Genomic DNA, 24,597 nt, shown 5'->3' on the forward strand with positions numbered 1-24,597 from the left:
ACAAGTTGCACAGAGCAACCAATATAGTTGCGCAGCGCAACCTTTTCAAGCATCAAAGAAAACCGCAGAACCATATCGAAAAAGCTTCGTTCCCCTGCCAACGTCGTCTTTTTAGACTGGACGCACTTGTTATGACGAGTTCGCACCAGATGACGACCGCCTCACGCTCTCCCCGCCTGCACGCGCCGCCGCTCTATGAGCGGATCAAGGGCGCGCTGCGCGAGCGCATCCTTAGTGGGCAAGCTGCGCCCGATACGCTGCTGCCGTCCGAAGCTGCGCTGTGCGAGCAATTCAGCGCCAGCCGCATCACCGTGCGCCAGGCATTGGCCGATCTGCAGAACGAAGGGCTGGTCTTCCGCCGCCACGGCAAGGGCACGTTTGTCAGCCAACCCAAGGCCTTCCAGAACGTGACGGCGCTGCAGGGCTTTGCGGAGGCGATGTCTGCACAGGGCCACAGCATCCACAACCGCGTGCTGCGGCTGGAAACGGTGCCCGCACCAGTCGACGTGGCGCAGGCGCTGCAGCTTGCCCCCGGCACACCGGTTATCGAATTGCACCGCGTGCGGTTGCTCGATCGCGTACCGGTGTCGCTGGAAGTGACGTGGTTGCCGGAAACGCTTGGGCGTGTAGTAGCCCGCGCAGATCTGGCAACGCGCGATGTGTTTCTCGTGCTGGAACAGGACGCTGGCGTGCAGCTCGGCCACGCCACGCTGGCCATTGATGCGGCACTGGCGGACCACGCCACAGCGGCGGCTCTCGACGTGGGTGCAGGCGCGCCCATCCTGCGCGTAGAACGCCTGACGCACGACGCGCACGGCAACCCCATCGACTTTGAACGCCTCTATTTCCGCGGCGATGCCTTCCAGTACCGGCTGCGGCTGGACCGGCAAGTGGCAGCGCGCGCGCAATCCATTCTCCCCTCGCAAGGCACCGTATGAACACGCAAGAACTGGAGTACGACCTCGTCATCGTGGGCGGCGGCACTGCCGGCCCAATGGCTGCCATCAAGGCCAAAGAGCGCAACCCCGCATTGCGCGTGCTGCTGATCGACAAGGCCCATGTGAAGCGCAGCGGCGCGATCTCAATGGGGATGGACGGGCTGAACAACGCGGTCATTCCCGGCCATGCCACGCCCGAGCAGTACACGCGCGAGATCACGCTGGCCAATGACGGCATCGTCGATCAGTCCGCCGTGTATGCCTATGCGCAGCACAGCTTTGCCACCATCGAACAGCTCGACCGCTGGGGCGTGAAGTTCGAGAAGGATGAGACGGGCGACTACGCCGTCAAGAAGGTGCACCACATGGGCAGCTACGTGCTGCCGATGCCGGAAGGGCACGACATCAAGAAAGTCCTGTATCGACAGCTCAAGCGCGCGCGGGTAGAGATCACCAACCGCATCGTCGTCACGCGCGTGCTGACGGACACCGATGGCGCGGCGTGCGGCGTGCTCGGCTTCGATTGCCGGACTGCAGATTTCCTGGTGGTGCGCGCGAAGGCCGTGGTGCTGAGTTGCGGCGCGGCCGGGCGGCTTGGTTTGCCGTCATCGGGTTACCTCATGGGCACGTACGAGAACCCCACCAACGCAGGCGACGGCTATGCGATGGCGTATCACGCCGGTGCGGAACTCGCCAACCTGGAATGCTTCCAGATCAACCCGCTCATCAAAGACTACAACGGCCCTGCCTGCGCCTACGTGACCGGCCCGCTGGGCGGCTTCACCGCCAACGCACGCGGCGAGCGCTTCATCCAGTGCGACTACTGGAGCGGCCAGATGATGTGGGAGTTCTATCAGGAACTACAGGGCGGCAAGGGGCCGGTGTTCCTCAAGCTCGACCACCTGGCCGAAGAAACCATCCAGACCATCGAGACCATCCTGCACACCAACGAGCGCCCAAGCCGCGGCCGCTTCCACGCCGGGCGCGGCACCGACTACCGCACGCAGATGGTGGAGATGCACATCTCGGAGATCGGCTTCTGCAGCGGGCACAGTGCATCGGGCGTGTACGTCAACGCGCGTGCCGAGACCACTGTGCCCGGTCTCTACTCCGCCGGCGACATGGCCGCCGTGCCGCACAACTACATGCTGGGGGCATTCACGTACGGCTGGTTTGCCGGGCAGAACGCTGCGGACTACATCGCCGGCAAGCAAGACGATGTGCGTATCGACGATGCGCAGATCGCCCGCGAGCGCGAACGCATCTTTGCGCCACTGCAACGTGACCACGGCCTGGCCCCCGCACAGGTGGAATACAAGCTGCGCCGCATGGTGAACGACTACCTGCAGCCGCCCAAGGTCACGCGCAAGATGGAGATCGGCCTGCGCCGTTTCGACGAGATTGCCGAAGACATCACGCACCTGCACGCACGCAACCCGCACGAGTTGATGCGCGCGATGGAAGTCAGCTTCATCCGCGACTGCGCAGAGATGGCCGCGCGCGCCTCGCTCTTCCGCACAGAAAGCCGCTGGGGCCTCTACCACCACCGCGTGGACTACCCCGAGCGCGACGACGCCAACTGGTTCTGCCACACGCGCCTCTACAAAGACGCGCATGGCGCCATGACCAGCCGCAAGCAGGCCGTTGAGCCTTATGTCATTCCCGTTGATGTGCACAGTACGGATTCGTACGCACACCTGCGCATCCCACAAGCCGCATGAGATTGAGGAGCGATCGCCATGCCATTCACCCCCCACGACATCGCCTCGCGCAGCAGCGCGCCCGTCACCATTGATGAAGCCAAGTGCATTGCCGACAAGGGCTGCACGGTGTGCGTTGATGTGTGCCCGCTCGACCTGCTCGCCATTGACCTGACCAAGGGCAAAGCCTTCATGCAGTTCGACGAGTGCTGGTACTGCATGCCCTGCGAGCAGGACTGCCCGACCGGCGCGGTGAAGGTCGACATCCCCTATCTGCTGCGTTGAGACTCCGATGACGACAACAACCCTGACCCGTCTGCACGACGCCGATGCTGCCACACGCCGCGTCGCCCTCTTGCAGCTTGCCGATGAAGAAGACGCCGACGCACTGCCCGAGGTGATTGCGCTGCTGGCGGACGACCCATCACCCGATGTGCGGCTTGAAGCCGCGCGCGTCCTTGCAACATGGGAACAACCGGACACCGTGGCCGCGCTGGCGCGTGCGCTGGAAGACGCCGATACGGCCGTGCGTGAAGCGGCGGCGCTGGGCCTGGCCGAGTTGAAGCAGCCCGAATCTGCACCCGCTCTGCTGCCCTACGTTGCGCACGCCAGCGCCTTCGTGCGCGCCGCCGCGCTGCGCGGCCTGCGAGAGTTGCGCGTGCCCGAGGCAGAAGCCCCGGCGCTGGCCGCGCTGCAAGACGTGGATGCCGCCGTGCGCCGCGAAGCCGTCACGGTACTGGGCTGGCGCAAGCAGATGGCTGCCCTGCCGGCATTGGCAGAACGCGCGCGCAGCGATACCGATGCAGAAGTGCGCCGCGCAGCCGCCGGTGCGCTGGGCCTGGCAACCGATGCGTCCGTCTTGCCCGCACTGCTGGATGCGCTGGGCGACCCAGTCTGGCGTGTGCGCGAGGAAGCGGCCGCCACGCTCGGCAAGCTGCGCGCATTGGCACCTGACGCCGATGCCACCCACGCATTGGGTGAAGCGCTCGCCGATGACTACTGGCAAGTCCGCCTGCAAGCCGCCCGAGCGCTGGGCCGCTGGCGCGCCACGCACGCCGTCGACATCCTTGCCGCCTTGCTCGTGCACCCGATCAGCAATCTGCGCAAGGAGGCTGCGCTGGCGCTGGGTGACATCGGCAGCGCCAGTGCGCTACCCGCGCTGCACGCCGCTGAGTCCGACGGCGATCCGGAAGTCGTCAAAGCCGTGCGGATTGCGCTGGCGCAGCTCGGGAGCCTTCGTGCGCGCGCCTGAGCAGATCGACAACGACATCGCCCAGGGCCAACTGCATGTGGCCTGGGCGGATACCGCTATCTCGATCGACCACGCCGCGTTGCGGCGCGCGTGCCGCTGCGCTGAATGCCAGGCAGTGCAACGGCAAGGCGGGCAGGTCGATGTTCCGCACAGCGTGCGCGTCACCCACATCAAACCTGCTGGCTATGGCGTGCAACTCATCTTCAGCGATGGCCACGCGCGCGGCATCTTCCCGTGGACGTATCTCGCATCGCTGGCGGACCATCAGAAGTTGCCGAAGCGGCCGATCCACGCAGTGGCGCCTTTGGTGTGCCCCTTGATGGCGGCTTCCAGCTCGGCGCGCGTCAGGCCGTTCGGCAACGCGTCTGGCGCGAGATCAGTGGCGATCAGCAAGAACACGTAGTGGTGCATGCCGCTGCCCTTGGGCGGACACGGCCCCAGGTACGCCGGCTTGCCGAGGGTGTTCTGCCCCATGCGCAGGGCATCGCCCGTGCCGGCGCCTTCGTGCAACCCGGTCTGCGTCGCGGGAATGCCGTAGGCCATCCAGTGGTTCACGCCCAGGCCACCGCCTCCCTGCGGGTCGCTCACGATCAATGCCAGGCTATTGGTGCCGGCGGGCACGTCGGACCACGCCAGCGGCGGCGAAACGTTGTCGCCCGTGCAATTCGGGTTGGCGGGGTTCTTGCCGGCGTACTTGCGGTCCATCACGCCGTTGTCGGCAAACGCTGGCGACTGGATGGTGAAGACACCTGACTGCGCCTGCGCTTGCAACACGGCCGGCAGGCTTGCAAGCACAAACAGCACAGCGCTGAACAACGTGCGGAGCAATCGTGGTTTCACGGGGGGGTCTCCTTGGGCCTTGGGTGGAATGCGCCACCACGATACGCCAAGGCCCATGACAACGCCTGCCGCGCGCGACACATCACCACAGGCAGCTTGCCGTCAGGGTCCCATGCGACAATACCGCGCCCTGGCGATCCACCTTCGCCCCGCTGTTTTTGGCTTCACTTGACCATAGGAGACCCGGACGCATGTTCGGCGACATCACGCGTTTTCTGCTCGACACGATCTTCTCGCTCTTTGGCGCAGCGCTGCTGATACGCGCCTGGACGCAAGCGGTGCGACTGTCACCGCGCAATCCGCTGTCGCAGGCCATCTTTCAGTTGACGGGTTGGCTGGTGCATCCGCTGCGCCGGGTGATTCCGGCCACGGGCTATATCGATTGGTCGTCGCTGGTGGCGGCCTATGCCACCGCGCTTGTGTATCTGTTCCTGCTGCTGGCTTCCGTGGGCGTGAGCCCGATGGCGCTCCTGCCGTGGGGCTTTGTGGCAGCGCTGTTCACGGTGCTCAAGTGGGCATTCAACGTGCTGGTGTGGGTGACCATTGCATCGGCCATCCTGTCGTGGATGGGCCCGGCATCGCCCATGGGCGCGGTGCTCAATACGCTGGTCGACCCACTGCTGCGCCCGATCCGCCGTGTGGTGCCACCGCTGGGCGGTCGGCTGGATCTCTCTCCGCTGATCCTGCTGGTGATTGCGCAGGTATTGGTGATCGCGCTGTCGCATCTGTCACTCTCGCCGCTGTTCATGTGAGAACCTATTCACAATCCTACTGCGCGGCCCGATCTTGACCCTGCGATGCTCACCGTACACGTGTACGGTTGCGTTTCTCGCGCCAACCTCGGACCGCTCACTACGGATCGTGAACAGGTTCTGAGCGCGGCACGCGCCTTGCTCGACTGAAGGTGCCGGTGTACGTACTGCGCCGGTCCTATCAGGAGAGCACAGATGAACACATGGAAAACAGTGCTGGTTTCGATGGTTGTTGCGCTGATGCCCGTGCTGTCTGCATGCACGCTTGGCGGCGCAGTGGCCGGCGGCGTGGCGGGCCATGAACTGACGCACAGCCCGGCAGGCACGATCGGCGGTGCAGCCGCCGGCGCCATCATCGGCCACGAGCTTGGCCAGTAAGACCCAGCCTTCCCCCTTTCAGGTTTGCGCGAACAGTGCGCGATACGCGCTGGGCGAGGTGTGATACGCACGGCTGAAATGCTGGCGCAGCGACACCGCGCTGCCAAAGCCCGCCAGTTGCGCAATCGCTTCCACCGGCTGGCGCGTGGTTTCCAGCATGCGCTGCGCATAGGCCAGGCGCTGGCCGAGCAACCATTGGCCGACGGTCGCCCCCGTCAGTTCACGAAAGCGCCGCGTGAAATTGCGGCGACTCATGGCGGCACGTTCTGCCAGCGAGTCGAGCGTATGCGGCTCGGCCAGGTTGGCGACCGCCCAGTTCAGCAGATCGGATAGACGGTCCCCGCCCGGCGCGTCGTGCAGCGGTTGCTCAATATATTGCGCCTGCCCGCCCTGCCGATGCGGCGCCACCACCAGCCGCCGCGCAATGCGATTCGCCACCTCTGCACCATGCCAGCGACGCACCAGATGCAGACAGCAATCCAGCCCCGCAGCGGTGCCGGCGGATGTCACCAGCCGGCCATCATCGGCATCCAGATACAGCACATCGGGCACCAGCTTCACGCGCGGATAGCGCTGTGAGAACGCATCGACCGCGCTCCAGTGCGTGGTCGCCTCGCGGCCATCGAGCACACCCGCCTCCGCCAGCACGAACGCCCCCAGGCACAGACCGACCACCGTGGCGCCACGCTCGTATGCAGCGCACACGGCATTCACCATGGGTGCGGGCGGGCGCTCTTGCGTGTCGCGCCAGGACGGCACGATCAGCACGTCCGCGCGGGCGGCGTCTTCCAGCGTCAGGTCGGTCTGCACGGCAAACCCGGCCGTGGTGCGCAGGCCGCCGTTTCTGGTTGGCTCACCCGCACAGATACGCAGGTTGTAGGCAGGCAGCCCCGCCCAGATGCGGTCTTCGAATACCAGACACGGCACCGAAAGGTGAAACGGGCTGATGTCGTTGAAGGCCAGAACGGCGATTTCCTGGGGTTGCATGGAGGCTCCGCACACTTGGCCCAATTTCATCGATGAATGTCTTTCGGGCCACTATCGAGAAGGATAGCCATGCACGAAGATGCTGTCCACGGGCTCACGCAAATGCCCGATCCAACCATCCTGAGGAGTCTTGCCATGACTGCCAACACCATCCCTGCCGTTACCCCGAAGCGCGCCCTGATCGTCATCGATGTGCAGAACGAGTACTTCACCGGCGGCCTGCCGATCGAGTATCCGGACCCGCAGCAGACCGTCGCCAATGTCGGCGTCGCCATGGATACGGCGCGCGAGGCGGGTATTCCGGTGATCATCGTGCAGCAGACCTCGCCCGCCAGCTCACCGCTGTTTGCCATCGATACCGATGGCTGGCAGCTGCATCCGGTGGTGGCCGCGCGCCCGCACGACCACTACCTGCGCAAGCTGCTGCCCAGCGCGTATCCGGAGACCGACCTGGCGCAATGGCTGGAAGCGCGCGGCATCGACACGCTCACCGTGGTCGGCTACATGACCCACAACTGCGATGCGTCGACCATCAACCACGCGCTGCATAACGGTACGGCAGTGGAGTTTCTGCACGATGCGTCGGGCGCCGTGCCGTATCAGAACCAGGCGGGTTTCGCGAGCGCGGAAGAGATCCATCGCGTGTTCAGCGTGGTGCTGCAATCGCGCTTTGCAGCGGTGATGTCGACCCAGGACTGGGTGCACAGCGTGAAGACCGGCGCAGCGCCGGTGCGCGACAACATCTACAAGTCCAATCAGCGGGCGCGTGGTCTGCTCAAGGATGAAGTGGCGCAGAAGGCAGCCTGATCGCGCGGCGTTTTCACCAAGGCCAACACCTCGCCTTGCGCGGGGTGTTTTCGTTCAGCCTGGTGCGCCCTCTTCGGCAGGCAGGAAACCGCGGAAGGACACCTCGACCTGCTCCACCATCGACGCCGATGTGGCTTCACGCAGGGCGGCCATCAACGCTTCAAACGCGCCCTCCACCGAGGCGCGATCCGTCGCCTCAACCAGCCGCTGGCGAATCGGATGCTCTGCCGAGCTGAAGGTGCGTGCGGCAATGTCCATCAGATACATGCGCGCAGCGGCCAGCGAGCGCTTGCGGTTGGCGGCTACGGGCTTGGCCGCCTCGGGCTGCGGTTCAACCTGAACAAAGGCTGGCTCGCCGGCCATATCCGCTGCGCTCTGAATGAAGCCCGCCTGTACCAGATCGAACACGGCCTGCGCTTGCAGACCCAACTGGCTGGCACGCACGGCAAGATCCTCGCCCGTGACCAGGCCATCCACCATGATGAGCAGCGCGCGGCTTGAGCGGCTGAGCGCGCCGTTGCGCGTGGCGATTTCACGGCGCCCCGCGTCTGTTTTTTCGAATCGTGCAGATAGCCCTTGCATAGGTCCCCCCTCTTCCCCCCGAAGATTGGGGACAACCTAAGGCGTTTAATTTGCAGAACCGTGAAACTGCGCAGCTGGCACTGTGAAATCGATAAGCAAACGCTTGCGCTCAGATTGATGTCGCCAAAGCAAAACACCCCGCCTGAAGCGGGGTGTTGCATGGATGCGGGTTGCGCTACTCAGTGCGCTGCGGCGGCCCCGCTCATCACCTCGTGCGAACCACGGATACCGTTGAACCACGCGTTGAGCACCACCGCCACCAGCGTGCCCAGAACGATACCGCTGTGGGTAATCGGGTGCGTCCATTCCGGGAAGTGGTGGAAGAAGGCCGGCGCCAGCGTCGGCACCATGCCAAAACCCACCGACACGGCAATGATCAGCAGGTTATGGCGCTGCTGCTGGAAATCCACCATGCCCAGCATGCGGATACCGGCCGCGGCCACCATGCCGAACATCACCAACCCCGCGCCGCCCAGCACGTACTGCGGCACCGAGGCCACCACGTACGACAGCTTCGGGAACAGCCCCAGCACGATCAGCAGCAGACCGCCGGCCGCCGCCACGTAGCGCGAACGCACGCCCGTGATCGACACCAGCCCGATGTTCTGCGAGAACGACGTATGCGGGAACGTGTTGAACACACCGGCCACGACCGTCGCCAGGCCATCGGCGCGCAGACCATTCGTCAGTTCATTGCGCGAGATCGGCTTGCCCACCACGAGCGACAGCGCGAGGAACATGCCGGTCGACTCCACCAGCGTGATCACGATCACGATGCACATCGAGATGATGGCCGACAGCTCGAACTTGGGCATGCCAAAGTGGAACGGCGTCACCAACGTCATCAGCGGCGCGGCGCTCGCATCGGCCAGCGACACCTTGCCGAAGGCGGCGGCCACCAGCGTGCCGATCACGATGCCCAGCAGCACGGCGATATTGCACAGCAGCGCATTGCCGAACTTGGTCAGCAGCAGGATCGTCACCAGCACCAGCGCGGCGATGGCCAAGCCGAACGGATCGCCAAAGGCGGGGTTCGGCACCATGTGCTTCACACCGTCCACCACCTGCGGAATCATCTGTTGGCCACCGGCGGCCCAGTTGATGCCCACGCTCAGCAGCGAAAAGCCGATCAGCATAATGACCGTGCCCGTCACTACACGTGGGAACAGGCCCAGCAGCCGGCCCATCAGCGGTGCAATGGCAATGCCGAACACACCCGAGACAATGGACGCCCCGAAAATGCCGGGCAGCCCCATGCCGGGCTCCACACCAATGGCGATCATCGGTGCCACGGCGGCAAAGGTCACCCCCATCATCACCGGCAGCCGGATCCCGAAGATCAGGAAGCCGAGCGACTGGATGAGCGTGCCGATACCGGCTGCAAACAGGTCGCAATTGACGAGATACGAGAGATCGCTCTTCGACAGGCCGAGTGCATTGCCAACAATCAGCGGCACGGCGATCGCACCGGCGTACATCACCAGCAGGTGCTGCAGGCCAAGCGCAAACAGGCGCGGCAGCGGCAGGCGTTCGTTGACAGGATCGACGCAGGTCGAGGATGACGGCGAGGGTTGGCCGGGGGATTGGCGCATGTCTTGTCTCCTGAAGCCGCCCCCGTGTACGTGCCGGAGGCGTGCCTGGTGTGCATCGGCAGGCCGGGTGCACAGCCACCGTCTGCCGACATTTGCGTGACGTGATGTCACACATTTGCCGGCATCTTGGATCGCAGCCCGGATTATGTCAACAATTCATACCGTCTTTTGTGTACATATTTTGCGTTCCGAAATGCGTGTGCGCTTCGAACATCGCCACGCCCTGGTAGATCACCCCGGAATCGAGCCGCACGCGGTATAGGACGACACATCGCAGCATGCCGTTTTCGGCCACCACGGGCGTGAGATGGTAAGTGGTGCTCCCAAACGGGCTGCCACCGTGGTTGGTGGCACCAATGTCGGGTTGATAGTGCCGGATCGACAAATTCACGCGGTTTCCATTGGCCAGCACCTCCAGATTGCCAATCAGGCGCAGGGTGCCGTCCTTCCAGATCATGTCCAACGTACCGCTCACGCGGCCGACCGGCCCGCATCCGCCTACCACGGTGGGCGTCGTGAATATGCCGCGACACCCGAGCACCGTCTGCTGGCGCAGCGTCAAATCGGCCTGATCGATCACGGCGTAGTGGTAGTCCCCGGCGTTGCCGCCCACCGCTAACGTTTGCGCACCAAAGCGCACTGTGCCGCGCGTCCAGCGCCCATGCATGTAACCGCGGTGGTGGTGAAGATCGGCCAGCTCGGCGGCGTCGCCAACCAGCCGGTAGTCGTTGATGCCGACGATGGCGCCCGAGGGCAATTGCGCCAGCCATGCGGCGCTGCCGCTGATCTGTCGTGCCCCGTTGCCCAGCATGAAGCGAGGTGGCGCACTACGATAGGCAGGCAATGATTCTGTGGAAAACGTGGCAACCCGGGCATCGGCCAGCAGGATTGGCTGCCCGCATACCTGCGGTTCCTGACAACCTGTCAAATTGTGGGCGGTCCCCTTTTTTAGGCGCGTCGTGCGCGTCCGTAACGTCGGTTTGCCCGGCCAAGTGGTGAATTGAATCCATGGTGGTCCTTGAGGAAGGTTTGACTGCCGCACTCCGTAGCGGAATGTGCTTCGCAGTGCGCCTCAGCGAGGCGGTTTCAGCCTAGGCAGCGCCCAACCCGATGTTCAAGAAACAACACAACTTGATATTCCTTGATATTCAAGCGGGCTCCCTCAAGTGCGGGACTCGTCCATCCCCAGCGATGCCATGAAGAACCCTCACTACGATCCGGCCAAGCCCCACCACACGCCGGACGGCTTCCGCAACCGCTACCCTCACCCGCGCCCCGGCGGTGACTTCTGGAAATGGCAACGTGAGCGCCGCAAGGCCGGGCTCCCCAAGCCGCCCACGCTGGACCTCTCCTGCATTGCACCCAACCTGAGCGCGGTACACCAGCCGCCCGACGTGCCGCAGCTCACCTGGATCGGGCATGAAACGCTGCTGCTGCAGATTGACGGGCTGAACGTGCTGACCGACCCGGTGTTCTCCGAGCGCGCCTCGCCGCTGTCGTTTACCGGCCCGCGCCGGCACCAGCCGCCGGGCCTGTCACTCAAGCAACTGCCGCATATCGACCTGGTGCTGATCTCGCACAACCACTACGACCATCTGGACAAAGCGAGCGTGCGTGCGCTGATGCGCCAGCCGGGCGGTGCACCGATGTTTTTCGTACCGCTGGGCATCGACCACTGGTTCGCGCGCAACGTGCGGGGCACGCGCCTCACGGGTGAGGGGGGCAACATGAGCGCCAACGTACGCGCCTTCGACTGGGACGACGAGGCCAACTTCGGCCCCTTCACCGCGCACTTCTGCGCCGTGCAGCATTGGTCCGCACGCGGCCTGTACGACCGCAACCAGACCCTATGGGGCAGTTGGGCATTGCTGCATCCGCGCCTGCGCTTCTGGTTCTCGGGCGATCTGGGGTATTCGCAGGACACGCGCGACATCGGCACACGCTTCGGCCACTTTGATGTGGCCGCGATTGCCGTGGGCGCCTACGAGCCGCGCTGGTTCATGAAGGCCCAGCACATCGACCCCACCGAGGCGGTGCAGGTCATGCATGACGTCGGCGCGCGGCAGGCGGTGGGCATCCACTGGGGCACGTTCGCGCTGACGGACGAACCGCTCGACCAGCCCATCGCCGATCTGGCCCATGCATTGAAGGCCGCCGATGTGCCCGCAGAGCGCTTCGCCCTTTTCAAGCATGGCGAGACACGCGTGTGGGATGCCGCGACGCAACGCCTCGTCACCGCATTGCCCAAAGAAAAATCGCGGCCGCGAGATGACTCGCTAGCCGCGCAGTAAAACTCTGGCAGGTAACGCTACGGACTAAGCCGGCATCAGGTCGGTGTCGGCAGCCATGCACGGTCACGCAGACGGGCGCGGATGCGTGCGATGGCCTGGCTGTGGATCTGGCACACGCGCGATTCCGACACGCCCATCACGGCGCCGATCTCACGCAGGTTCAGATCCTGCTCGTAGTAGAGGCTCATCATGAGCTTCTCGCGCTCGGGCAGGCCCTCGATGGCGGCCACCACCGATTCGCGCAGGTCGTGGTCCAGCAACTGGTCCAGCGGCGTGGAATCGTTCTCGGCGGCGCGGTTCTCGATGAAGGCGTCGGCGTCTTCGCGGTCGAAATCTTCGTAGTACAGGAGCTGGCTGCCTTGCAGGTCGACCAGTTGCTTCTGGTAGTCGGCCAGCGACATGCCCAGCGCGGTGGCAATCTCGGTTTCGGTTGGCGCGCGGCCCTTTTGCTGCTGCAGCTTCTGGATCGCCTGCTCGATCGTGCGGGCGTTGCGGCGCAGGCCGCGCGGCAGCCAGTCGGAGCCACGCAGCTCATCGAGGATGGCACCACGGATACGCTGGGCCGCATAGAACTCGAACTGCACGCCCTGCGTTTCTTCATAACGCGACAGCGCATCGAGCAAGCCCATCATGCCGGCCTGGATCAGATCGTCGAGTTCGACGCTGGCCGGCAGCTTCACCATCATCTGGTTGGCAATGCGGCGCACCAGCGGTGCGTACGTCGCCATCTCGTCGGACTTGGTCTTGCGACCGGTTGCGGTGTACATATCCATGCCTGCCTTTGGCGCTTCGTTCATGGTGCGCCTCAATAAACCATCTCGGCCGCGCGCGCGGTGGCGCGGGGCGTCAGGATCGACGTTGTTTGTGCCGCCTCATGGGCCGCCGCATCCGGCGCAGCCTGAGTCGGTTCTTGCGCCGATACCATCACCCGCGATGCCACAGCACTGTCGGTGCCATCTGCGGCCTGGGCCTCGGCGCTGGCCCAGCTCAGCATCTCTTCGGCAAGCTGGCGGAAGGCCATGGCCGAAGGCGATGCGGGAAACGCGCTCGCCACGGGCTTGCCGAGCGAGAGCGCCAGTTCTACGTGCCGGTCTTCCGGCAGATAACCGGCAAAGTCGATGCGGGTGTTCAGGTACTGACCCACCGTGTTGGCCAGGTTGCCGAACACGCGTACGGCGGAGTCGACCGAATGCGCGCCGCAGACCACCGTGCGGATACCAGCACCACCCTGCAGCCCCGCGGTTTTCTTGAGCAGCGTGTACGCGCTCTTGATCCCTTCCGGGCCATCGGAGAACACCAGCAGCACGTCATCGCAGGCTTCGGCCACCGTACCCAGCGCACGGCTGCCGAAATGCGCGGCCACCAGGGTGACGTCGGCGCTGTCGTCGTGCTGCTCAAGCATGCCGGCCACCGCCAGCATGGTCTGGGCACTCACCACGGCAGCGTCGCGACCCATGGCTGACAACGCAATGCGCAGGTTGTCGACAAAGTCGTCGATCTGCTCTTCTGCACCGATCACCAGCACGCGGCGGCTGGCCACCTGGCCGAGCATGCGGCGCAGTCCGGCGGCCTGATCCTTGGCGAATGGGGTCGTCATGGTCGCCCCTCTTTGTTATGCGAAATCGAAAGCGGCCAGGCCCGGTTCGCGGCCGCGTGCGGCGCCTTGCGCCACCAGCAGCGATTCATCCGAATCCAGCGCGAACGACGATTGCTCGGCACTTGCACGGAAGCTGCGGTGGATCAGCAGCTTCTTGTTCGGTACTGCAATGTCCTCCGGCACACGCTGGCCGTACGACACGTAGTGCAGCGGCAGGCGGCGGCGGATCATCACGTCCATCGCGTGGCCCACCGAGGCGGCCTCGTCGATCTTGGTCAGGATGCAGCCAGCCAGGTTGGCATCGCGGTAGGCGCCCACCACTTCATCGAGCGTCTTGCCGTTGCTCGCGGCATTCAGCAGCAGCAGGCGTTTGATGGACGGGCCCACGGCGTGCAGCATCGCCATCTGTTCGGACACCGCGCGGTCACGCTGGCTCATGCCGATGGTGTCGATCAGCACGACGTGCTTCTCGCGCAGATCGTTCAGCGCCAGGCTCAGGTCTTGCGCGTCTTTCACGGCATGCACCGAGACGCCCAGGATCTTGCCGTAGATGCGCAGTTGTTCGTGGCCGCCGATCCGGTAGCTGTCGGTCGAGAGCAGCGCCACGCGCGATGCGCCATGGCGCAGCACGAAGCGCGCAGCCAGCTTGGCGGTCGTGGTGGTCTTGCCCACACCGGTCGGGCCCATCAGGGCAAACACGCCGCCCTGGTCGAGCAGGCTGTTTTCATCCGACACGGTGGTCAGGTTCTTTTCAATGGCGCGCTGCACGAAATCCAGCGCACCTTCATACGTGTCGTGCTGCGGCATGTTCTCCAGCACGTAGCGCGTGAGCTGTGCCGAGAAACCCGCGTTCAGCATGGTCTGGAACAGGCGCGTGCGCACCGGATCGCCCAGCTTCACACCCAGCGAAGCCAGGCTCGACATGGCGTCGTTCAGCGTGCTCTTGAGCACGTCGATCTCGCTGACCATGCGGCGGGTCATCGCGTCGGTTTCGGCCCGAATGCTCTCTTTCATGTCGGCTTGGATGGCCGAGCGCTGCAGGCTCACGTCTTCGCGCGGAGCGTCAGGTTTGGCCATCGAATCCTCCATGCGGACGAAGATGTCGGCCGGCTTGGCGGACTCAACTTGCGGTTGCGGGCGGGCAATCTGCTGCTCGGCGGCGCGGGCTGCACGCGCTTGGGCTTCCACGCGCTCAGCAAACGAGCGCAGCGTGGTCGGCTGCTCATCGTGCTCACGGCGGGCGGCCGGGCGCTTGATCTGCTCGACGGGTTCGTCTTCCGGCACCACGGTGCGGCGGGCGATGAACTGGGCCGTGCTGGCCAGCGTCTGGGCGGCATCTTCGTTGGCGCGCTCCAGCGACAGGCCTGCCAGCATGCGGGTGGAGGCCACCAGCGGGTCCACACCCAGCAGCGTTTCCGATGTACCGAGCTCCACGTCGTCATCCACGCGGGCTTGCAGCTTGCGGCCGGCGGCCGGCTCAGCCAGCGCGTCTTCCTGCACCGGGGCTTGCACGGCAGCGCGGCGCGCGGCGGTAAAGCGGTTGCGCAGACGGGCCAGTGCATTCGGTGCGGCCGAGGCTTCGGCCTGGGCCACAGCTTGCATTTGCGGCTCGGCGGGTGCCTGAGCTGCTGCCTCGGCCACCGGTGCGGGCTCGGGAATCGGAGCCGGCATGCTCGGGCGGCGTTGTGCGGCCTTCGGTGCGGTCGAGTGCGTATCGACCAGCGCATCCAGGTGCGTATCGGAGGCGGCGATGACCTCGATGCCGCCCGGCACGGCGCGGTTCGAGAGGATCAGCGCGTCGTCGCCCAACTGGTCGCGCACTTTACGCAACACGTCGCGCGACGTCAGTCCGGTGAATCGATGCATTTTCATGCGCGGCCTCCAAGCATGGCGACAACCTTAATCGTTCGGTGATCTGGAATTTCAGCGTGTGACAGCACGCGCAGGCTGGGTGCGGCGCGCTTGAACAAGCGGGCCAGCATGGGGCGCAGCGCGGGCGGCACGAGCAGGACGCCCGTCTGGCCCATCTGTTCGTATTGGCGCGACGAATCCGCAGCCGCTTGCATGAGCGAGTCGGCCAGTTGCGGTTCGATCGGGCCGGGCGCGCCACCATGCGCGCCAACGATGCTTTGCAGCAAGATGTTCTCCAGATTCGGGTCGAGCGTGACGACCTGCATTTCGTTCTTGGTCGGGAACAGGTGCTGGGCAATCGCCCGGCCCAGCGCGATCCGCACGGCGGCGGTGAGTTCGGCGGGGTCTTGCGTCCTGCCCCCGTGCTCCGCCAGCGTCTCGACGATGGTGCGGATGTCGCGGATGTGCAGGCCTTCGTCCAGCAGGTTCTGCAGCACCTTCTGCACGGTCGCGACGGGCAACAGCTTGGGCACAACGTCTTCGACCAGCTTCGGTGCTTCCTTGGCCAAATGATCGAGCAACTGCTGCACTTCCAAACGGCCGAGAAGCTCGGTGCTATGGGTGTAAATCAACTGATTGACGTGGGTGGCGATGACCGTGCTGCAGTCGACCACGGTATAACCCTCGGCCTGAGCGCGATCGCGCACATCGGCGGTGATCCACATAGCTGGCAGGCCAAAGGTCGGGTCCACGGTGGGAATGCCCGGCAGTTGCGTGCCCACGCGTCCGTCCTGACCACCCGGGTTGATGGCCAGGAACTTGCCCTGCTGCACCTCGCCCTGCCCGATTTCCACGCCCTTGAGCGTGATGCGGTACGACGACGGGCCCAGCTCCAGGTTGTCGCGAATGTGCACAACCGGCGCCAGGAAGCCCATGTCCTGCGTGAATTTCTTGCGGATGCCCTTGATGCGGCGCAGCAGCTCGCCGTCCTGGCTCTTATCGACCAGCGGGATCAGGCGGTAGCCGATCTCCAGGCCCAGCACGTCAACCCAGGAGACGTCGTCCCAGCTTGCTTCGGGCGTGTCGACGGGGGCGATGGCCTGCAGCACCGGTTCCGGCTCGGGAATCTCGCGGCGCTTCTTCAAATACCAGCCCAGGTAGCCCAGACCGCCGCCAAACAGGATGAACGGGATGTGCGGCATGCCCGGCACCAGGCCCAGCAGACCGAGCACGCCCGCCGTGGTCATCAGCACCATCGGCATGGCAAACAGCTCGCTCGACAGTTGCTGGCCGACGTCCTTGTCGGTGGACACGCGGCTGACCATGATGCCCGCCGCGGTGGAGATCACCAGCGCGGGAATCTGCGCAACCAGGCCGTCGCCGATGGTCAGCAGCGTGTAGTTGGTGGCGGCGTGGCCGATGTCCATGTTGTGCTGGAGCACGCCCACGGCCAGGCCGCCGATGATGTTGATCAGCAGAATGGCAATCCCCGCTACCGAGTCGCCACGCACGAACTTGCTGGCACCGTCCATGGAGCCGAAGAACTCGGCTTCCTGGGCGATCGTGGTGCGGCGCTTGCGGGCTTCGTCTTCACGGATCAGGCCGGCGTTCAGATCGGCGTCGATCGCCATCTGCTTGCCGGGCATCGCATCCAGCGTGAAGCGCGCGCTGACCTCGGCAATCCGGCCCGCACCTTTGCTGATCACCATGAAGTTGATGATCACCAGGATGACGAACAGCACGATGCCGACGGTGTAGTTGCCGCCCACCAGGAAGTGGCCGAACGCCTCGATCACCTTGCCGGCCGCATCCGGGCCGGTGTGGCCTTCCATCAGCACCACGCGGGTGGAGGCCACGTTGAGCGACAGCCGCATCAGCGTGGTGATCAGCAGAATGCTGGGGAACGACGAGAAATCCAGCGGCCGCAGTGTGTGCATGCTGATCAGCAGCACGATGATCGACAGTGCGATGTTGAACGTGAACAGCAGGTCGAGGATGAACGGCGGCAGCGGCAGCACCATCATCGCCAGGATCAGGATGATCAGCACCGGGCCGGCGGCGGAGCGGTAGTCGCCCTGGCGCAGGAAGCTGGAGACTCGGAGCAGTGCGGCGTTCATCGTCGTGGGGATCTGCTGGGGGCTGCGGGGGGCTTTTCGATGGATGCCATCTTGCCGGGGGAGACGCCAAATCGAAGAAGCGAGAAAGCCGCCCAAAAGGCGGCTTTTCTTTGAAATACCCTCCCAGCGGGGGGTGTGGAAGCAGCATATGGCGCCGCCTCAGGGGGCCAGGGTGGCAGGCACACTGACAAAACATGTCCCTCCCACCACCGTCATGCGAATAAGCGCGCACCAACGGGAACACAGATGACGATAACTAGGGCGACCCGGTAGAGCCGAGACTGGCCCGAACGGAGCCAGGGATTTGCCGCAATCTCCGCGAAAGAGACAAGATAAACACAGAAGACCAAAAACACGCCGGCATGAAAATATGCGCCAGACAACCCGGTAACAATCGCAAATCCTGCTACGACAAATGCCGCGACTGACGCGAATGCCACGGTTCGCCCCGCGATGTGACCAATGAGCGCTCTAACGCGCGTCAGCTTCAGCTCTCGCGTTGAGCACGTCCATTCAGTCAACCCTTTGGCAAGCCACAGGAATGCGACCAAGAGCAACAACGATTGGAATGCAATGTGCTCTTGAAGTAAATCAGCCCCCCAGTTCGCCTTGTCAAAATAACGGTAACCAAGAAGCTGAATCAGTCCGCAAATGAACCCCACTGTCACAAAAAACAGAGCATCTTTCTTCAAATCACTGGCTGCCAACATCCACGGTGCACGCGCGCTCTGCGTCATTTAATCCAGCTCCTCTTCATCTTCCGGGCCGGGTTGCGGCCCCGGGTCCATATCGGCGGGCACCGGCAGGTCGGTCGGGCGCACAGGGGCACGGCCGCCCACCTGATGCAGGCGGCGCAGCTGATAGACGTAGGCCAGGACTTCCGCCACGGCAGCGTAAAGCGCCTCGGGAATCTGATGGCCGATCTCGGTATGGCGGTACAGCGCACGGGCCAGCGGCGGCGCCTCCAGGATGGGGATCTTGTGCTCGGTGCCCAGCTCGCGGATCTTGGCCGCCACCAGATCGGCGCCCTTGGCCAGCACGCGCGGTGCGCCGCCCTCCTTTTCGGAATAGCGCAGCGCCACGGCGTAGTGCGTCGGGTTGGTGACGATCACGTCGGCCTTGGGCACGTCGGCCATCATGCGGCGCTGGGCCGCCTGGCGCTGCATGGCGCGGATGCGGCCTTTGAGGTGCGGGTCGCCTTCCGACTCGCGGTGCTCCTTGCGCACCTCTTCCTTGGTCATGCGGTGCTTGCGGGCGTATTGCCACAGCGCCAGCGGCACATCCACGGCGGCCACCAGCAGCATCACCGCGGCCATGCAGAGGAACGCCACGCCGGCCACGTGCATGACGTCGCCCATGGCGGCGCGCAGGTCCTGCTGGGGCAGCTCCATGAACTCGCCCCGGTAGTGCACGATCAGCCCCCAGGCGACGCCGCCCACCAGCGCCAGCTTGAGCAGCAGCCGGGGCAGCTCCAGCAGCCCTTCCACCGAGAACATGCGCGTCAGGCCCTGCAGCTTGAACAGGCGCGAGATGTCCGGCTCCAGCGGCTTGAACGAAATCGCCCCGCGCGTCATTGCCAGCGGCGTGAGCGCGGCCAGGATCAGCATGAGGATCAACCCGCCCAGCACCATGGCCAGCGGCGTGAACTGCGCCCCGATGTAGGTCCACTGGTCCTGCGCCCGGGTGTAGTCGTAGCGGTGGAACTCCAGGCAGCGCGCCAGAAACGACGACGCTGCGCGCACGATCGAATCGCCCATCACCCACAGCCCGCCGGCGCTGACGGCCAGCAGGGCGAACGAACCCAGTTCCCGTGATTTGGGAACGTCGCCTTCTTCGCGCGCCTGCTCGAGGCGCCTCGGAGAGGCGGGTTCGGTTTTTTCGAGATCGCTATCGTCGGACATGCCGGGCGTGCGAGAGATGGATGACTAGACGCTCGCATTATTCCGGCACCACGCGCCTGCTAAAGCGTGGAGAAAACCGCCTCAGGCAGGCTTTTTCCGTGGAATGACCCGCCCGAATGCCCCGCCCAACCGCCAAAGTCTCAAAACAACCGCTTGATAACACTGGCTTAACAAAACACCCTCCACCGGCCACTACCATGCGCCGCAGTCACATGCGCTGCGGTACTCGCCGTACCCGCTGCGCGTCGTACGTCGGGCAGTCCAGCCTCGTCATGCAGGAGGGGATATGCGGTGGCAGGTCAAGGCCGGGGCCATCCTGGCGACGGCAGTCCTGGTGTTTGCAGGGGTACGGCTGTTTTCGGCCGATGCGGCGGACGCCACGCCCGCCGATCCATCAAGACAAGCTGCTGCGGCCACGCCCACCTCCCCCGCCCCGACACCCGCCGGCGTGCCACCACGCCAGGCCGCCCCCGCCTACAAGCCACCGCCGCCGCCCGAGCGCCCGCTGCCTCCCCGCTTTACCGATTACCTCGCCCGCGAGTACCCCAACTCCGCCGCCACGCGCCAGGCCCTCACGCAGATCGCCTACGGCTGGAGCGAGGCCGTCAACGATGTGCGCGGCCCGCAGGATGCCAAGCTGGCAGGCAACGACATCGCTCGGGGCATCGCCTGCGCGCTGGGCCCGGGCGTGCTGGCCAGGACCGGCGTCGACCAGCAGACGATGCTCGACCGCATCAAGGCCGCGCGCGCCGTCATGCTCGACAACGACAGCGACACAACGGCCTATCTGCGCTTCCAGGCGTTGGCCGGCGGCCAGTACTTCGACGACCCCAGCGCCGCCTCGTGCAGCTTTGACCCGGCCACGCTGCCGAACTGAGTTTCCCGCCTGACTTCGCCCACGCCACCAAGGAGACTGCTGCATGAAGAAGATGAAGAGACTTGCCACCACCGTGCTCGCCGGTTCGCTGCTCGCCGCGCCCCTGAGTGCCATCTCGGCTGCCCCAGGGTCTGCCATCGTGTTCGTCAACGGCATCAACAACACGTTCGATGATGCGGTGGCCAGCCTGCAGGTGCTCAAGACCCAGCTCAACGCGCGCGACAAGAACAACACCTACGTCTACGGCAACGCCTACAACGCCACGCAAGGCGCCCTGAGCGACATCTACCAGGTGTTCAAGCAGAAGAGCGTGGAAGGCTCGAGCCCGGCCGACTTCTGGCGCGCCATCGACGGCAACAGCCTGCCGGCCGGCGGCATGAACGCGGCACTCCAGCAGAAGTACATCGACCTCCTTACGAAGAACGACATCCCCGAACTGCCGGACCACCTGAACCAGTACCGCAACTATCTGAAGGCGCAGCGCAAGGTGGTGCTGGTCGGCCATTCGCAAGGCACGCTGTACACCAACTTCGAGATCAACCTGCTGGTGACGGGGCCGGACCAAGCGCAGGGCAAGATCAGCGCGGTCAACGTGGGCAATGCGGCGCGTTATCAACTGCCGGGGTCGACCTACCTGACCTCGCACTCGGATACGGTGATCGGCGCATTGAGCCTGGTGCAGACGGTGCTGCCCGCCAACTACTCGCTCGGCTGGCACCCGCTGTCGGACGTGCTGGGCCACTCGTTCGCGAAGATCTACATGAACACGAGCTACAGCGCGGCGGGGCAGATCCTGCAGCAGGTATCGCAGCAGGCGCGCAACTGAACGCAGGACTGAACGGACGTGCGGTTCGTAATCGCGCCGCACGCCCGCACCGCAGCAACAAGACGCTTACCGCGTCATATCGACCTGCGGAAAACTTCGTCGCCTTATACCGGGTGCATCCATAGCATGACCCGTTCTTTTCAGACCAGAACGGACCAACCGTCATGTCACCCGATCGAGCCAACTCCTCTGCTTTGCCCCTGCGCCAACGCGCGCTGGCGGCGCTGCTTGCCGGCGCCATTGCCACACTCACTGCGTGCGGCAGCGATTCACCGCCCACCACGTCGTCGGCCAGCGCAACCGACAGCAGCACGCCCACGACACCCGCGCGCAAGCCCAACATCCTCTACATCATGGCCGACGACCTCGGCTATTCCGACATCCACGCCATGGGCGGGGAGATCGACACGCCCAACCTCGATGCGCTCGTGCAGTCGGGCCGGCTGCTGACCAACCACCATGCCGGCACCGTCTGCGCCATCACGCGCGCGATGCTCATCTCGGGCACCGATCACCACCTCGTCGGCGAAGGCACGATGGGCGCGCCCAATGACGAACGCGCAGGGCTGCCGGGCTACGAGGGCTATCTGAACGACCGCTCGCTGTCGGTCGCGCAACTGCTCAAGGACGGCGGGTATCACACCTACATGGCCGGCAAGTGGCACCTGGGCAACGGCATTCCGGGCAGCGCGGCCAACCTGGGCAAGACGCCCGACCAGTGGGGCTTCGAGCGCTCGTACGCGCTGCTGCCGGGCGCGGCCGCCAACCACTTCGGGCATGAGAACGCCAACGCCAAGAACTACACGGAAGACGGCGCGTACGTGCAACCCGGCCAGCCGGGACAACCGGGCGGCACCGGCGGCAGCCCGGCGGTGTTCTATTCGACGGATTTCTACACGCAGAAGCTGATCAGCTACATCGATTCGCACAAGGGCGACGGCAAGCCGTTCTTCGCCTATGCGGCCTATACCTCGCCGCACTGGCCGCTGCAGGTGCCGGACCCGTGGCTGCACAAGTACGCCGGCCGCTATGACGCGGGCTACGACGCCATCCGCAATGCGCGCATTGCGCGGCAGAAGGCGCTGGGTATCATCCCGGCCGATTTCACGCCGTTTGCCGGCCTGCCCGGCACGACCACGCGTTCGCCCGCATCGCCCAACAACGGCACGGCCAACGCGCGCTACATCAATGCCAACCACGGCCCCGCGCAAGGCTATACCGACTACGGCCCCGGTTACGTCAACAAGAAATGGAGCGACCTCACGCCACTGGAGCGCAAGGCGCAGGCGCGCTACATGGAGATCTACGCCGGCATGGTCGAGAACCTCGACTACAACATCGGCCTGCTGATCCAGCACCTGAAGGACATTGGCGAGTACGACAACACCTTCATCATGTTCCAGTCGGACAACGGCGCTGAAGGCTGGCCGATCGACTCGGGCGCGGACCCGAAAGCCACCGACGAAGCCAACGCCACCGACCCGGTCTACTCCAAGCTCGGCTCCGACAACGGTCTGTCCGCCGCGCAACGCCTGCAATACGGCCTGCGCTGGGCCGAGGTGAGCGCCACGCCGTTCAACCTGGTCAAGGGGCATGCAGCCGAAGGCGGTGTCTCCGTGCCGGCCATCGTGCGCCTGCCGGGCCAGACCCAGGCGCTGCCGCCCATCACGCGCTTCACGCATGTGACGGACAACACTGCCACCTTCCTGGCCGTGGCCGGCATTGCGCCGCCCAGCACGCCGGCGCAACCAGCCGTGGATGGCAACGGTGTCGACCAGAACAAGGGCAAGGTGCAATACGGCAACCGCGCGGTGTATCCGGTGACGGGGGTGTCGCTGCTGGCATCGATCCAGCAATCTGCGGATGCAGGCCCGATCCACACGCAGCCCTTCGGTGACGAGTCGTACGGCCGCGCCTACCTGCGCAGTGCTGACGGCCGCTGGAAGGCGCTGTGGACCGAACCGCCGCTGGGCGTGGCGGATGGCCACTGGCAGCTCTTCGATATCTCGAAGGACCGCGGCGAGACCACCGATGTGTCTGCGCAGTATCCGGATGTGGCGGCCACGCTGTACCAGCAATGGCAGCAGTACATGAACAGCGTCGGCGGTGTGGAGCCCCTGCGCCCACGCGGGTTCTACTGATGGGTGCCAGCGTCAACCTTCGCAAGCGCGTGCGCTGGGTGCTGGCGGGCGCGGCGCTGGCAGCAGCCGGCACCGTGCTGCTGCACCCGGCCGGCGGCAACATGGCGGCACGCGCGGCCAACGTGGTCAGCGCGCACACTGCACCGCGCCTGCCGCTGGGCACGGCGGATGCCTGCGGCCGCTACGCCGGCCTGCCGCCCGGCTGGCGCCAGGACACGCGGGCCGGCATGGTGCATGTGAGCAGCGGCAGCTTCACCTTTGGCACAACGCTCGGCTACCCGGACGAGCGCCCCGCCCAGGGTGCCAGCAAGACGCGCGTGAGCGGCTTCTGGATCGACCAGACGGAAGTCACCAACGCGCAGTTCGCCGCCTTCGTAACCACCACCGGCTACGTGACCGACGCCGAGCGCCAGGGTGGCGCGGTGGTCTTTCACGTGCCGGACACTGCGGAATTGCAGGCGCGCCCGTACGCATGGTGGCGCTGGGTGAAGGGCGCGGACTGGCGGCACCCGACGGGGCCTGACAGCAAGCTCGTCGATGCCGACAACCAGCCCGTGACGCGCGTCACCCAGGCCGATGCGTTGGCCTACGCACACTGGCTCGGCCACGACCTGCCGACCGAAGCGGAATGGGAATACGCCGGCAAGGCGGGGCAGGACGGTGCCGACCTGGAGAAAGCCCCGCGCGACGGTAACGGCAAACCCGGTGCCAACTACTGGCAGGGCATCTTCCCCGTGCTCGACACAGCGGAGGATGGCCGCGCCGGCATTGGCCCGGTCGGCTGCTATGCCGCCAACGGCTTCGCGCTGTACGACATGATCGGCAACGTGTGGGAATGGACGCGCGATGCGTACACCGGCCCGCACCAGTCGCACGCCAATGGCGACACGCGCGCGGTAGCGGCGCTGGACCAGCCGCAACGCTTCGGCCCGAATGGCAGCCAGCCGAACCGGCCAACGGTGATCAAGGGCGGCTCGTTCCTGTGCTCGCCGGATTTTTGCGTGCGCTATCGGGCCTCGGCACGCGAGGCACAGGAGGCTGACCTGCCTGCTGCGCATATCGGGTTCCGGACGATTCTGCGCGACTGAATAGGGCCTCCGGAAACGAAAACGCCCGCCAAAGTGGCGGGCGCTGGCAGCAAACGGGGAGCGTTGGCAGCCGATTCGTA

23 protein-coding genes and 1 pseudogene are annotated in these 24,597 nt (G+C 65.1%); 13 read left to right on the forward strand and 11 right to left on the reverse strand.

The annotated features are described in order from the left end of the window. Window positions 1-131 precede the first annotated feature (131 nt). The 5 genes and pseudogenes from ACS13N_RS19325 to ACS13N_RS19345 form a co-directional block, all read left to right on the forward strand. Window positions 132-938 carry a GntR family transcriptional regulator gene (locus tag ACS13N_RS19325; protein ID WP_438933234.1) on the forward strand — a complete coding sequence of 269 codons (807 nt, stop codon included), beginning with the start codon at window positions 132-134 and terminating at the stop codon, window positions 936-938. After that, on the forward strand, window positions 935-2,659 hold the full coding sequence (locus ACS13N_RS19330; RefSeq protein ID WP_438933235.1) for a fumarate reductase/succinate dehydrogenase flavoprotein subunit: 1,725 nt from the start codon (window positions 935-937) through the stop codon (window positions 2,657-2,659). The genes ACS13N_RS19325 and ACS13N_RS19330 overlap by 4 nt, the downstream gene beginning before the upstream one ends. Before the next feature lie 18 nt (window positions 2,660-2,677). Next, a complete protein-coding gene (locus ACS13N_RS19335) occupies window positions 2,678-2,923 on the forward strand; it encodes a 4Fe-4S dicluster domain-containing protein (RefSeq protein ID WP_039598405.1) in 246 nt (81 codons plus the stop codon). Between the two features lie 7 nt (window positions 2,924-2,930). Next, complete coding sequence (locus tag ACS13N_RS19340; RefSeq protein WP_438933236.1) at window positions 2,931-3,890, forward strand: HEAT repeat domain-containing protein; 960 nt, start codon at window positions 2,931-2,933, stop codon at window positions 3,888-3,890. After that, a pseudogene (locus ACS13N_RS19345) lies at window positions 3,877-4,125 on the forward strand (DUF971 domain-containing protein); the annotation flags it as partial. The gene ACS13N_RS19340 and the pseudogene ACS13N_RS19345, both read left to right, overlap by 14 nt. 29 nt (window positions 4,126-4,154) lie before the next feature. Here ACS13N_RS19345 and ACS13N_RS19350 read toward each other — a convergent pair. After that, entirely contained in the window at window positions 4,155-4,730 is a 576-nt protein-coding gene (locus ACS13N_RS19350; RefSeq protein WP_438933237.1) for a YbhB/YbcL family Raf kinase inhibitor-like protein, read from the reverse strand. Window positions 4,731-4,921: 191 nt separating this feature from the next. On the opposite strand from ACS13N_RS19350, the gene ACS13N_RS19355 reads away from it, so the two are divergent. Together ACS13N_RS19355 and ACS13N_RS19360 are read left to right on the forward strand one after the other, a co-directional pair. After that, a complete protein-coding gene (locus ACS13N_RS19355; RefSeq protein ID WP_021192817.1) occupies window positions 4,922-5,482 on the forward strand; it encodes a YggT family protein in 561 nt (186 codons plus the stop codon). 195 nt (window positions 5,483-5,677) lie between these two features. Then, window positions 5,678-5,860 (forward strand): glycine zipper 2TM domain-containing protein, encoded by a 183-nt coding sequence (locus tag ACS13N_RS19360; protein ID WP_438933238.1) that lies wholly within the window; start codon window positions 5,678-5,680, stop codon window positions 5,858-5,860. Between the two features lie 18 nt (window positions 5,861-5,878). On the opposite strand, the gene ACS13N_RS19365 is transcribed toward ACS13N_RS19360, so the two are convergent. After that, window positions 5,879-6,847 (reverse strand): GlxA family transcriptional regulator, encoded by a 969-nt coding sequence (locus tag ACS13N_RS19365; RefSeq protein WP_438933239.1) that lies wholly within the window; start codon window positions 6,845-6,847, stop codon window positions 5,879-5,881. A 135-nt stretch (window positions 6,848-6,982) separates the two neighbouring features. On the opposite strand from ACS13N_RS19365, the gene ACS13N_RS19370 reads away from it, so the two are divergent. After that, window positions 6,983-7,654 (forward strand): cysteine hydrolase family protein, encoded by a 672-nt coding sequence (locus tag ACS13N_RS19370; protein WP_438933240.1) that lies wholly within the window; start codon window positions 6,983-6,985, stop codon window positions 7,652-7,654. A gap of 54 nt (window positions 7,655-7,708) precedes the next feature. Here the strand turns inward: ACS13N_RS19370 and ACS13N_RS19375 are convergent, their stop codons facing one another. From ACS13N_RS19375 to ACS13N_RS19385, 3 genes are all read right to left on the reverse strand, one after another. Beyond that, the gene (locus tag ACS13N_RS19375) at window positions 7,709-8,236 is read right to left on the reverse strand and encodes a hypothetical protein (protein WP_438933241.1); all 528 of its coding nucleotides are present in this window, start codon (window positions 8,234-8,236) and stop codon (window positions 7,709-7,711) included. Window positions 8,237-8,415: 179 nt separating this feature from the next. Next, window positions 8,416-9,828, reverse strand: coding sequence for a nucleobase:cation symporter-2 family protein (locus ACS13N_RS19380; protein ID WP_438933242.1), 1,413 nt, complete (start codon window positions 9,826-9,828; stop codon window positions 8,416-8,418). Between the two features lie 148 nt (window positions 9,829-9,976). After that, on the reverse strand, window positions 9,977-10,870 hold the full coding sequence (locus ACS13N_RS19385; RefSeq protein WP_438933243.1) for a hypothetical protein: 894 nt from the start codon (window positions 10,868-10,870) through the stop codon (window positions 9,977-9,979). Window positions 10,871-11,024: 154 nt separating this feature from the next. On the opposite strand from ACS13N_RS19385, the gene ACS13N_RS19390 reads away from it, so the two are divergent. Further along, window positions 11,025-12,119: an MBL fold metallo-hydrolase gene (locus tag ACS13N_RS19390; protein ID WP_438933244.1), complete on the forward strand. Its 1,095-nt coding sequence runs from the start codon at window positions 11,025-11,027 to the stop codon at window positions 12,117-12,119. 35 nt (window positions 12,120-12,154) lie between these two features. Here ACS13N_RS19390 and ACS13N_RS19395 read toward each other — a convergent pair whose 3' ends face one another. The 6 genes from ACS13N_RS19395 to flhB form a co-directional block, all read right to left on the reverse strand. Then, entirely contained in the window at window positions 12,155-12,916 is a 762-nt protein-coding gene (locus ACS13N_RS19395; protein WP_438933245.1) for an RNA polymerase sigma factor FliA, read from the reverse strand. Between the two features lie 8 nt (window positions 12,917-12,924). After that, window positions 12,925-13,716: a MinD/ParA family ATP-binding protein gene (locus ACS13N_RS19400; RefSeq protein ID WP_438933246.1), complete on the reverse strand. Its 792-nt coding sequence runs from the start codon at window positions 13,714-13,716 to the stop codon at window positions 12,925-12,927. A 15-nt stretch (window positions 13,717-13,731) separates the two neighbouring features. After that, window positions 13,732-15,588, reverse strand: a complete 1,857-nt coding sequence (gene flhF / locus ACS13N_RS19405) for a flagellar biosynthesis protein FlhF (RefSeq protein ID WP_438933247.1) — start codon at window positions 15,586-15,588, stop codon at window positions 13,732-13,734. Next, complete coding sequence (gene flhA, locus ACS13N_RS19410; RefSeq protein ID WP_438933248.1) at window positions 15,585-17,684, reverse strand: flagellar biosynthesis protein FlhA; 2,100 nt, start codon at window positions 17,682-17,684, stop codon at window positions 15,585-15,587. Before flhA ends, flhF begins: the two co-directional genes overlap by 4 nt. 212 nt (window positions 17,685-17,896) lie before the next feature. Beyond that, the gene (locus tag ACS13N_RS19415) at window positions 17,897-18,421 is read right to left on the reverse strand and encodes a hypothetical protein (RefSeq protein WP_438933249.1); all 525 of its coding nucleotides are present in this window, start codon (window positions 18,419-18,421) and stop codon (window positions 17,897-17,899) included. Continuing rightward, window positions 18,422-19,585: a flagellar biosynthesis protein FlhB gene (gene flhB / locus ACS13N_RS19420; protein ID WP_438933250.1), complete on the reverse strand. Its 1,164-nt coding sequence runs from the start codon at window positions 19,583-19,585 to the stop codon at window positions 18,422-18,424. Window positions 19,586-19,871: 286 nt separating this feature from the next. On the opposite strand from flhB, the gene ACS13N_RS19425 reads away from it, so the two are divergent. From ACS13N_RS19425 to ACS13N_RS19440, 4 genes are all read left to right on the forward strand, one after another. Further along, the gene (locus ACS13N_RS19425) at window positions 19,872-20,462 is read left to right on the forward strand and encodes a hypothetical protein (protein ID WP_438933251.1); all 591 of its coding nucleotides are present in this window, start codon (window positions 19,872-19,874) and stop codon (window positions 20,460-20,462) included. 52 nt (window positions 20,463-20,514) lie between these two features. After that, window positions 20,515-21,288: a hypothetical protein gene (locus tag ACS13N_RS19430; protein WP_438934451.1), complete on the forward strand. Its 774-nt coding sequence runs from the start codon at window positions 20,515-20,517 to the stop codon at window positions 21,286-21,288. 164 nt (window positions 21,289-21,452) lie between these two features. Next, window positions 21,453-23,429, forward strand: a complete 1,977-nt coding sequence (locus tag ACS13N_RS19435) for an arylsulfatase (RefSeq protein ID WP_438933252.1) — start codon at window positions 21,453-21,455, stop codon at window positions 23,427-23,429. Then, window positions 23,429-24,517, forward strand: a complete 1,089-nt coding sequence (locus ACS13N_RS19440) for a formylglycine-generating enzyme family protein (protein WP_438933253.1) — start codon at window positions 23,429-23,431, stop codon at window positions 24,515-24,517. The genes ACS13N_RS19435 and ACS13N_RS19440 overlap by 1 nt, the downstream gene beginning before the upstream one ends. The last annotated feature ends 80 nt before the right edge of the window (window positions 24,518-24,597 follow it).

It is taken from the genome of Ralstonia sp. 24A2 (assembly GCF_051783885.1).
Taxonomy (GTDB): domain Bacteria; phylum Pseudomonadota; class Gammaproteobacteria; order Burkholderiales; family Burkholderiaceae; genus Ralstonia.

Bases quoted from the DNA above. Each gene is read 5' to 3' on its own strand.
- ACS13N_RS19360 (WP_438933238.1), top strand. From the start codon at position 5,678: ATGAACACATGGAAAACAGTGCTGGTTTCGATGGTTGTTGCGCTGATG.
- ACS13N_RS19440 (WP_438933253.1), top strand. From the start codon at position 23,429: ATGGGTGCCAGCGTCAACCTTCGCAAGCGCGTGCGCTGGGTGCTGGCG.
- ACS13N_RS19415 (WP_438933249.1), bottom strand. From the start codon at position 18,421: ATGACGCAGAGCGCGCGTGCACCGTGGATGTTGGCAGCCAGTGATTTG.
- ACS13N_RS19340 (WP_438933236.1), top strand. From the start codon at position 2,931: ATGACGACAACAACCCTGACCCGTCTGCACGACGCCGATGCTGCCACA.
- flhB (WP_438933250.1), bottom strand. From the start codon at position 19,585: ATGTCCGACGATAGCGATCTCGAAAAAACCGAACCCGCCTCTCCGAGG.
- ACS13N_RS19325 (WP_438933234.1), top strand. From the start codon at position 132: ATGACGAGTTCGCACCAGATGACGACCGCCTCACGCTCTCCCCGCCTG.
- flhA (WP_438933248.1), bottom strand. From the start codon at position 17,684: ATGAACGCCGCACTGCTCCGAGTCTCCAGCTTCCTGCGCCAGGGCGAC.
- ACS13N_RS19390 (WP_438933244.1), top strand. From the start codon at position 11,025: ATGAAGAACCCTCACTACGATCCGGCCAAGCCCCACCACACGCCGGAC.
- ACS13N_RS19380 (WP_438933242.1), bottom strand. From the start codon at position 9,828: ATGCGCCAATCCCCCGGCCAACCCTCGCCGTCATCCTCGACCTGCGTC.
- ACS13N_RS19365 (WP_438933239.1), bottom strand. From the start codon at position 6,847: ATGCAACCCCAGGAAATCGCCGTTCTGGCCTTCAACGACATCAGCCCG.
- ACS13N_RS19355 (WP_021192817.1), top strand. From the start codon at position 4,922: ATGTTCGGCGACATCACGCGTTTTCTGCTCGACACGATCTTCTCGCTC.
- ACS13N_RS19425 (WP_438933251.1), top strand. From the start codon at position 19,872: ATGCGGTGGCAGGTCAAGGCCGGGGCCATCCTGGCGACGGCAGTCCTG.
- ACS13N_RS19370 (WP_438933240.1), top strand. From the start codon at position 6,983: ATGACTGCCAACACCATCCCTGCCGTTACCCCGAAGCGCGCCCTGATC.
- flhF (WP_438933247.1), bottom strand. From the start codon at position 15,588: ATGAAAATGCATCGATTCACCGGACTGACGTCGCGCGACGTGTTGCGT.
- ACS13N_RS19330 (WP_438933235.1), top strand. From the start codon at position 935: ATGAACACGCAAGAACTGGAGTACGACCTCGTCATCGTGGGCGGCGGC.
- ACS13N_RS19430 (WP_438934451.1), top strand. From the start codon at position 20,515: ATGAAGAGACTTGCCACCACCGTGCTCGCCGGTTCGCTGCTCGCCGCG.
- ACS13N_RS19400 (WP_438933246.1), bottom strand. From the start codon at position 13,716: ATGACGACCCCATTCGCCAAGGATCAGGCCGCCGGACTGCGCCGCATG.
- ACS13N_RS19435 (WP_438933252.1), top strand. From the start codon at position 21,453: ATGTCACCCGATCGAGCCAACTCCTCTGCTTTGCCCCTGCGCCAACGC.
- ACS13N_RS19335 (WP_039598405.1), top strand. From the start codon at position 2,678: ATGCCATTCACCCCCCACGACATCGCCTCGCGCAGCAGCGCGCCCGTC.
- ACS13N_RS19395 (WP_438933245.1), bottom strand. From the start codon at position 12,916: ATGAACGAAGCGCCAAAGGCAGGCATGGATATGTACACCGCAACCGGT.
- ACS13N_RS19375 (WP_438933241.1), bottom strand. From the start codon at position 8,236: ATGCAAGGGCTATCTGCACGATTCGAAAAAACAGACGCGGGGCGCCGT.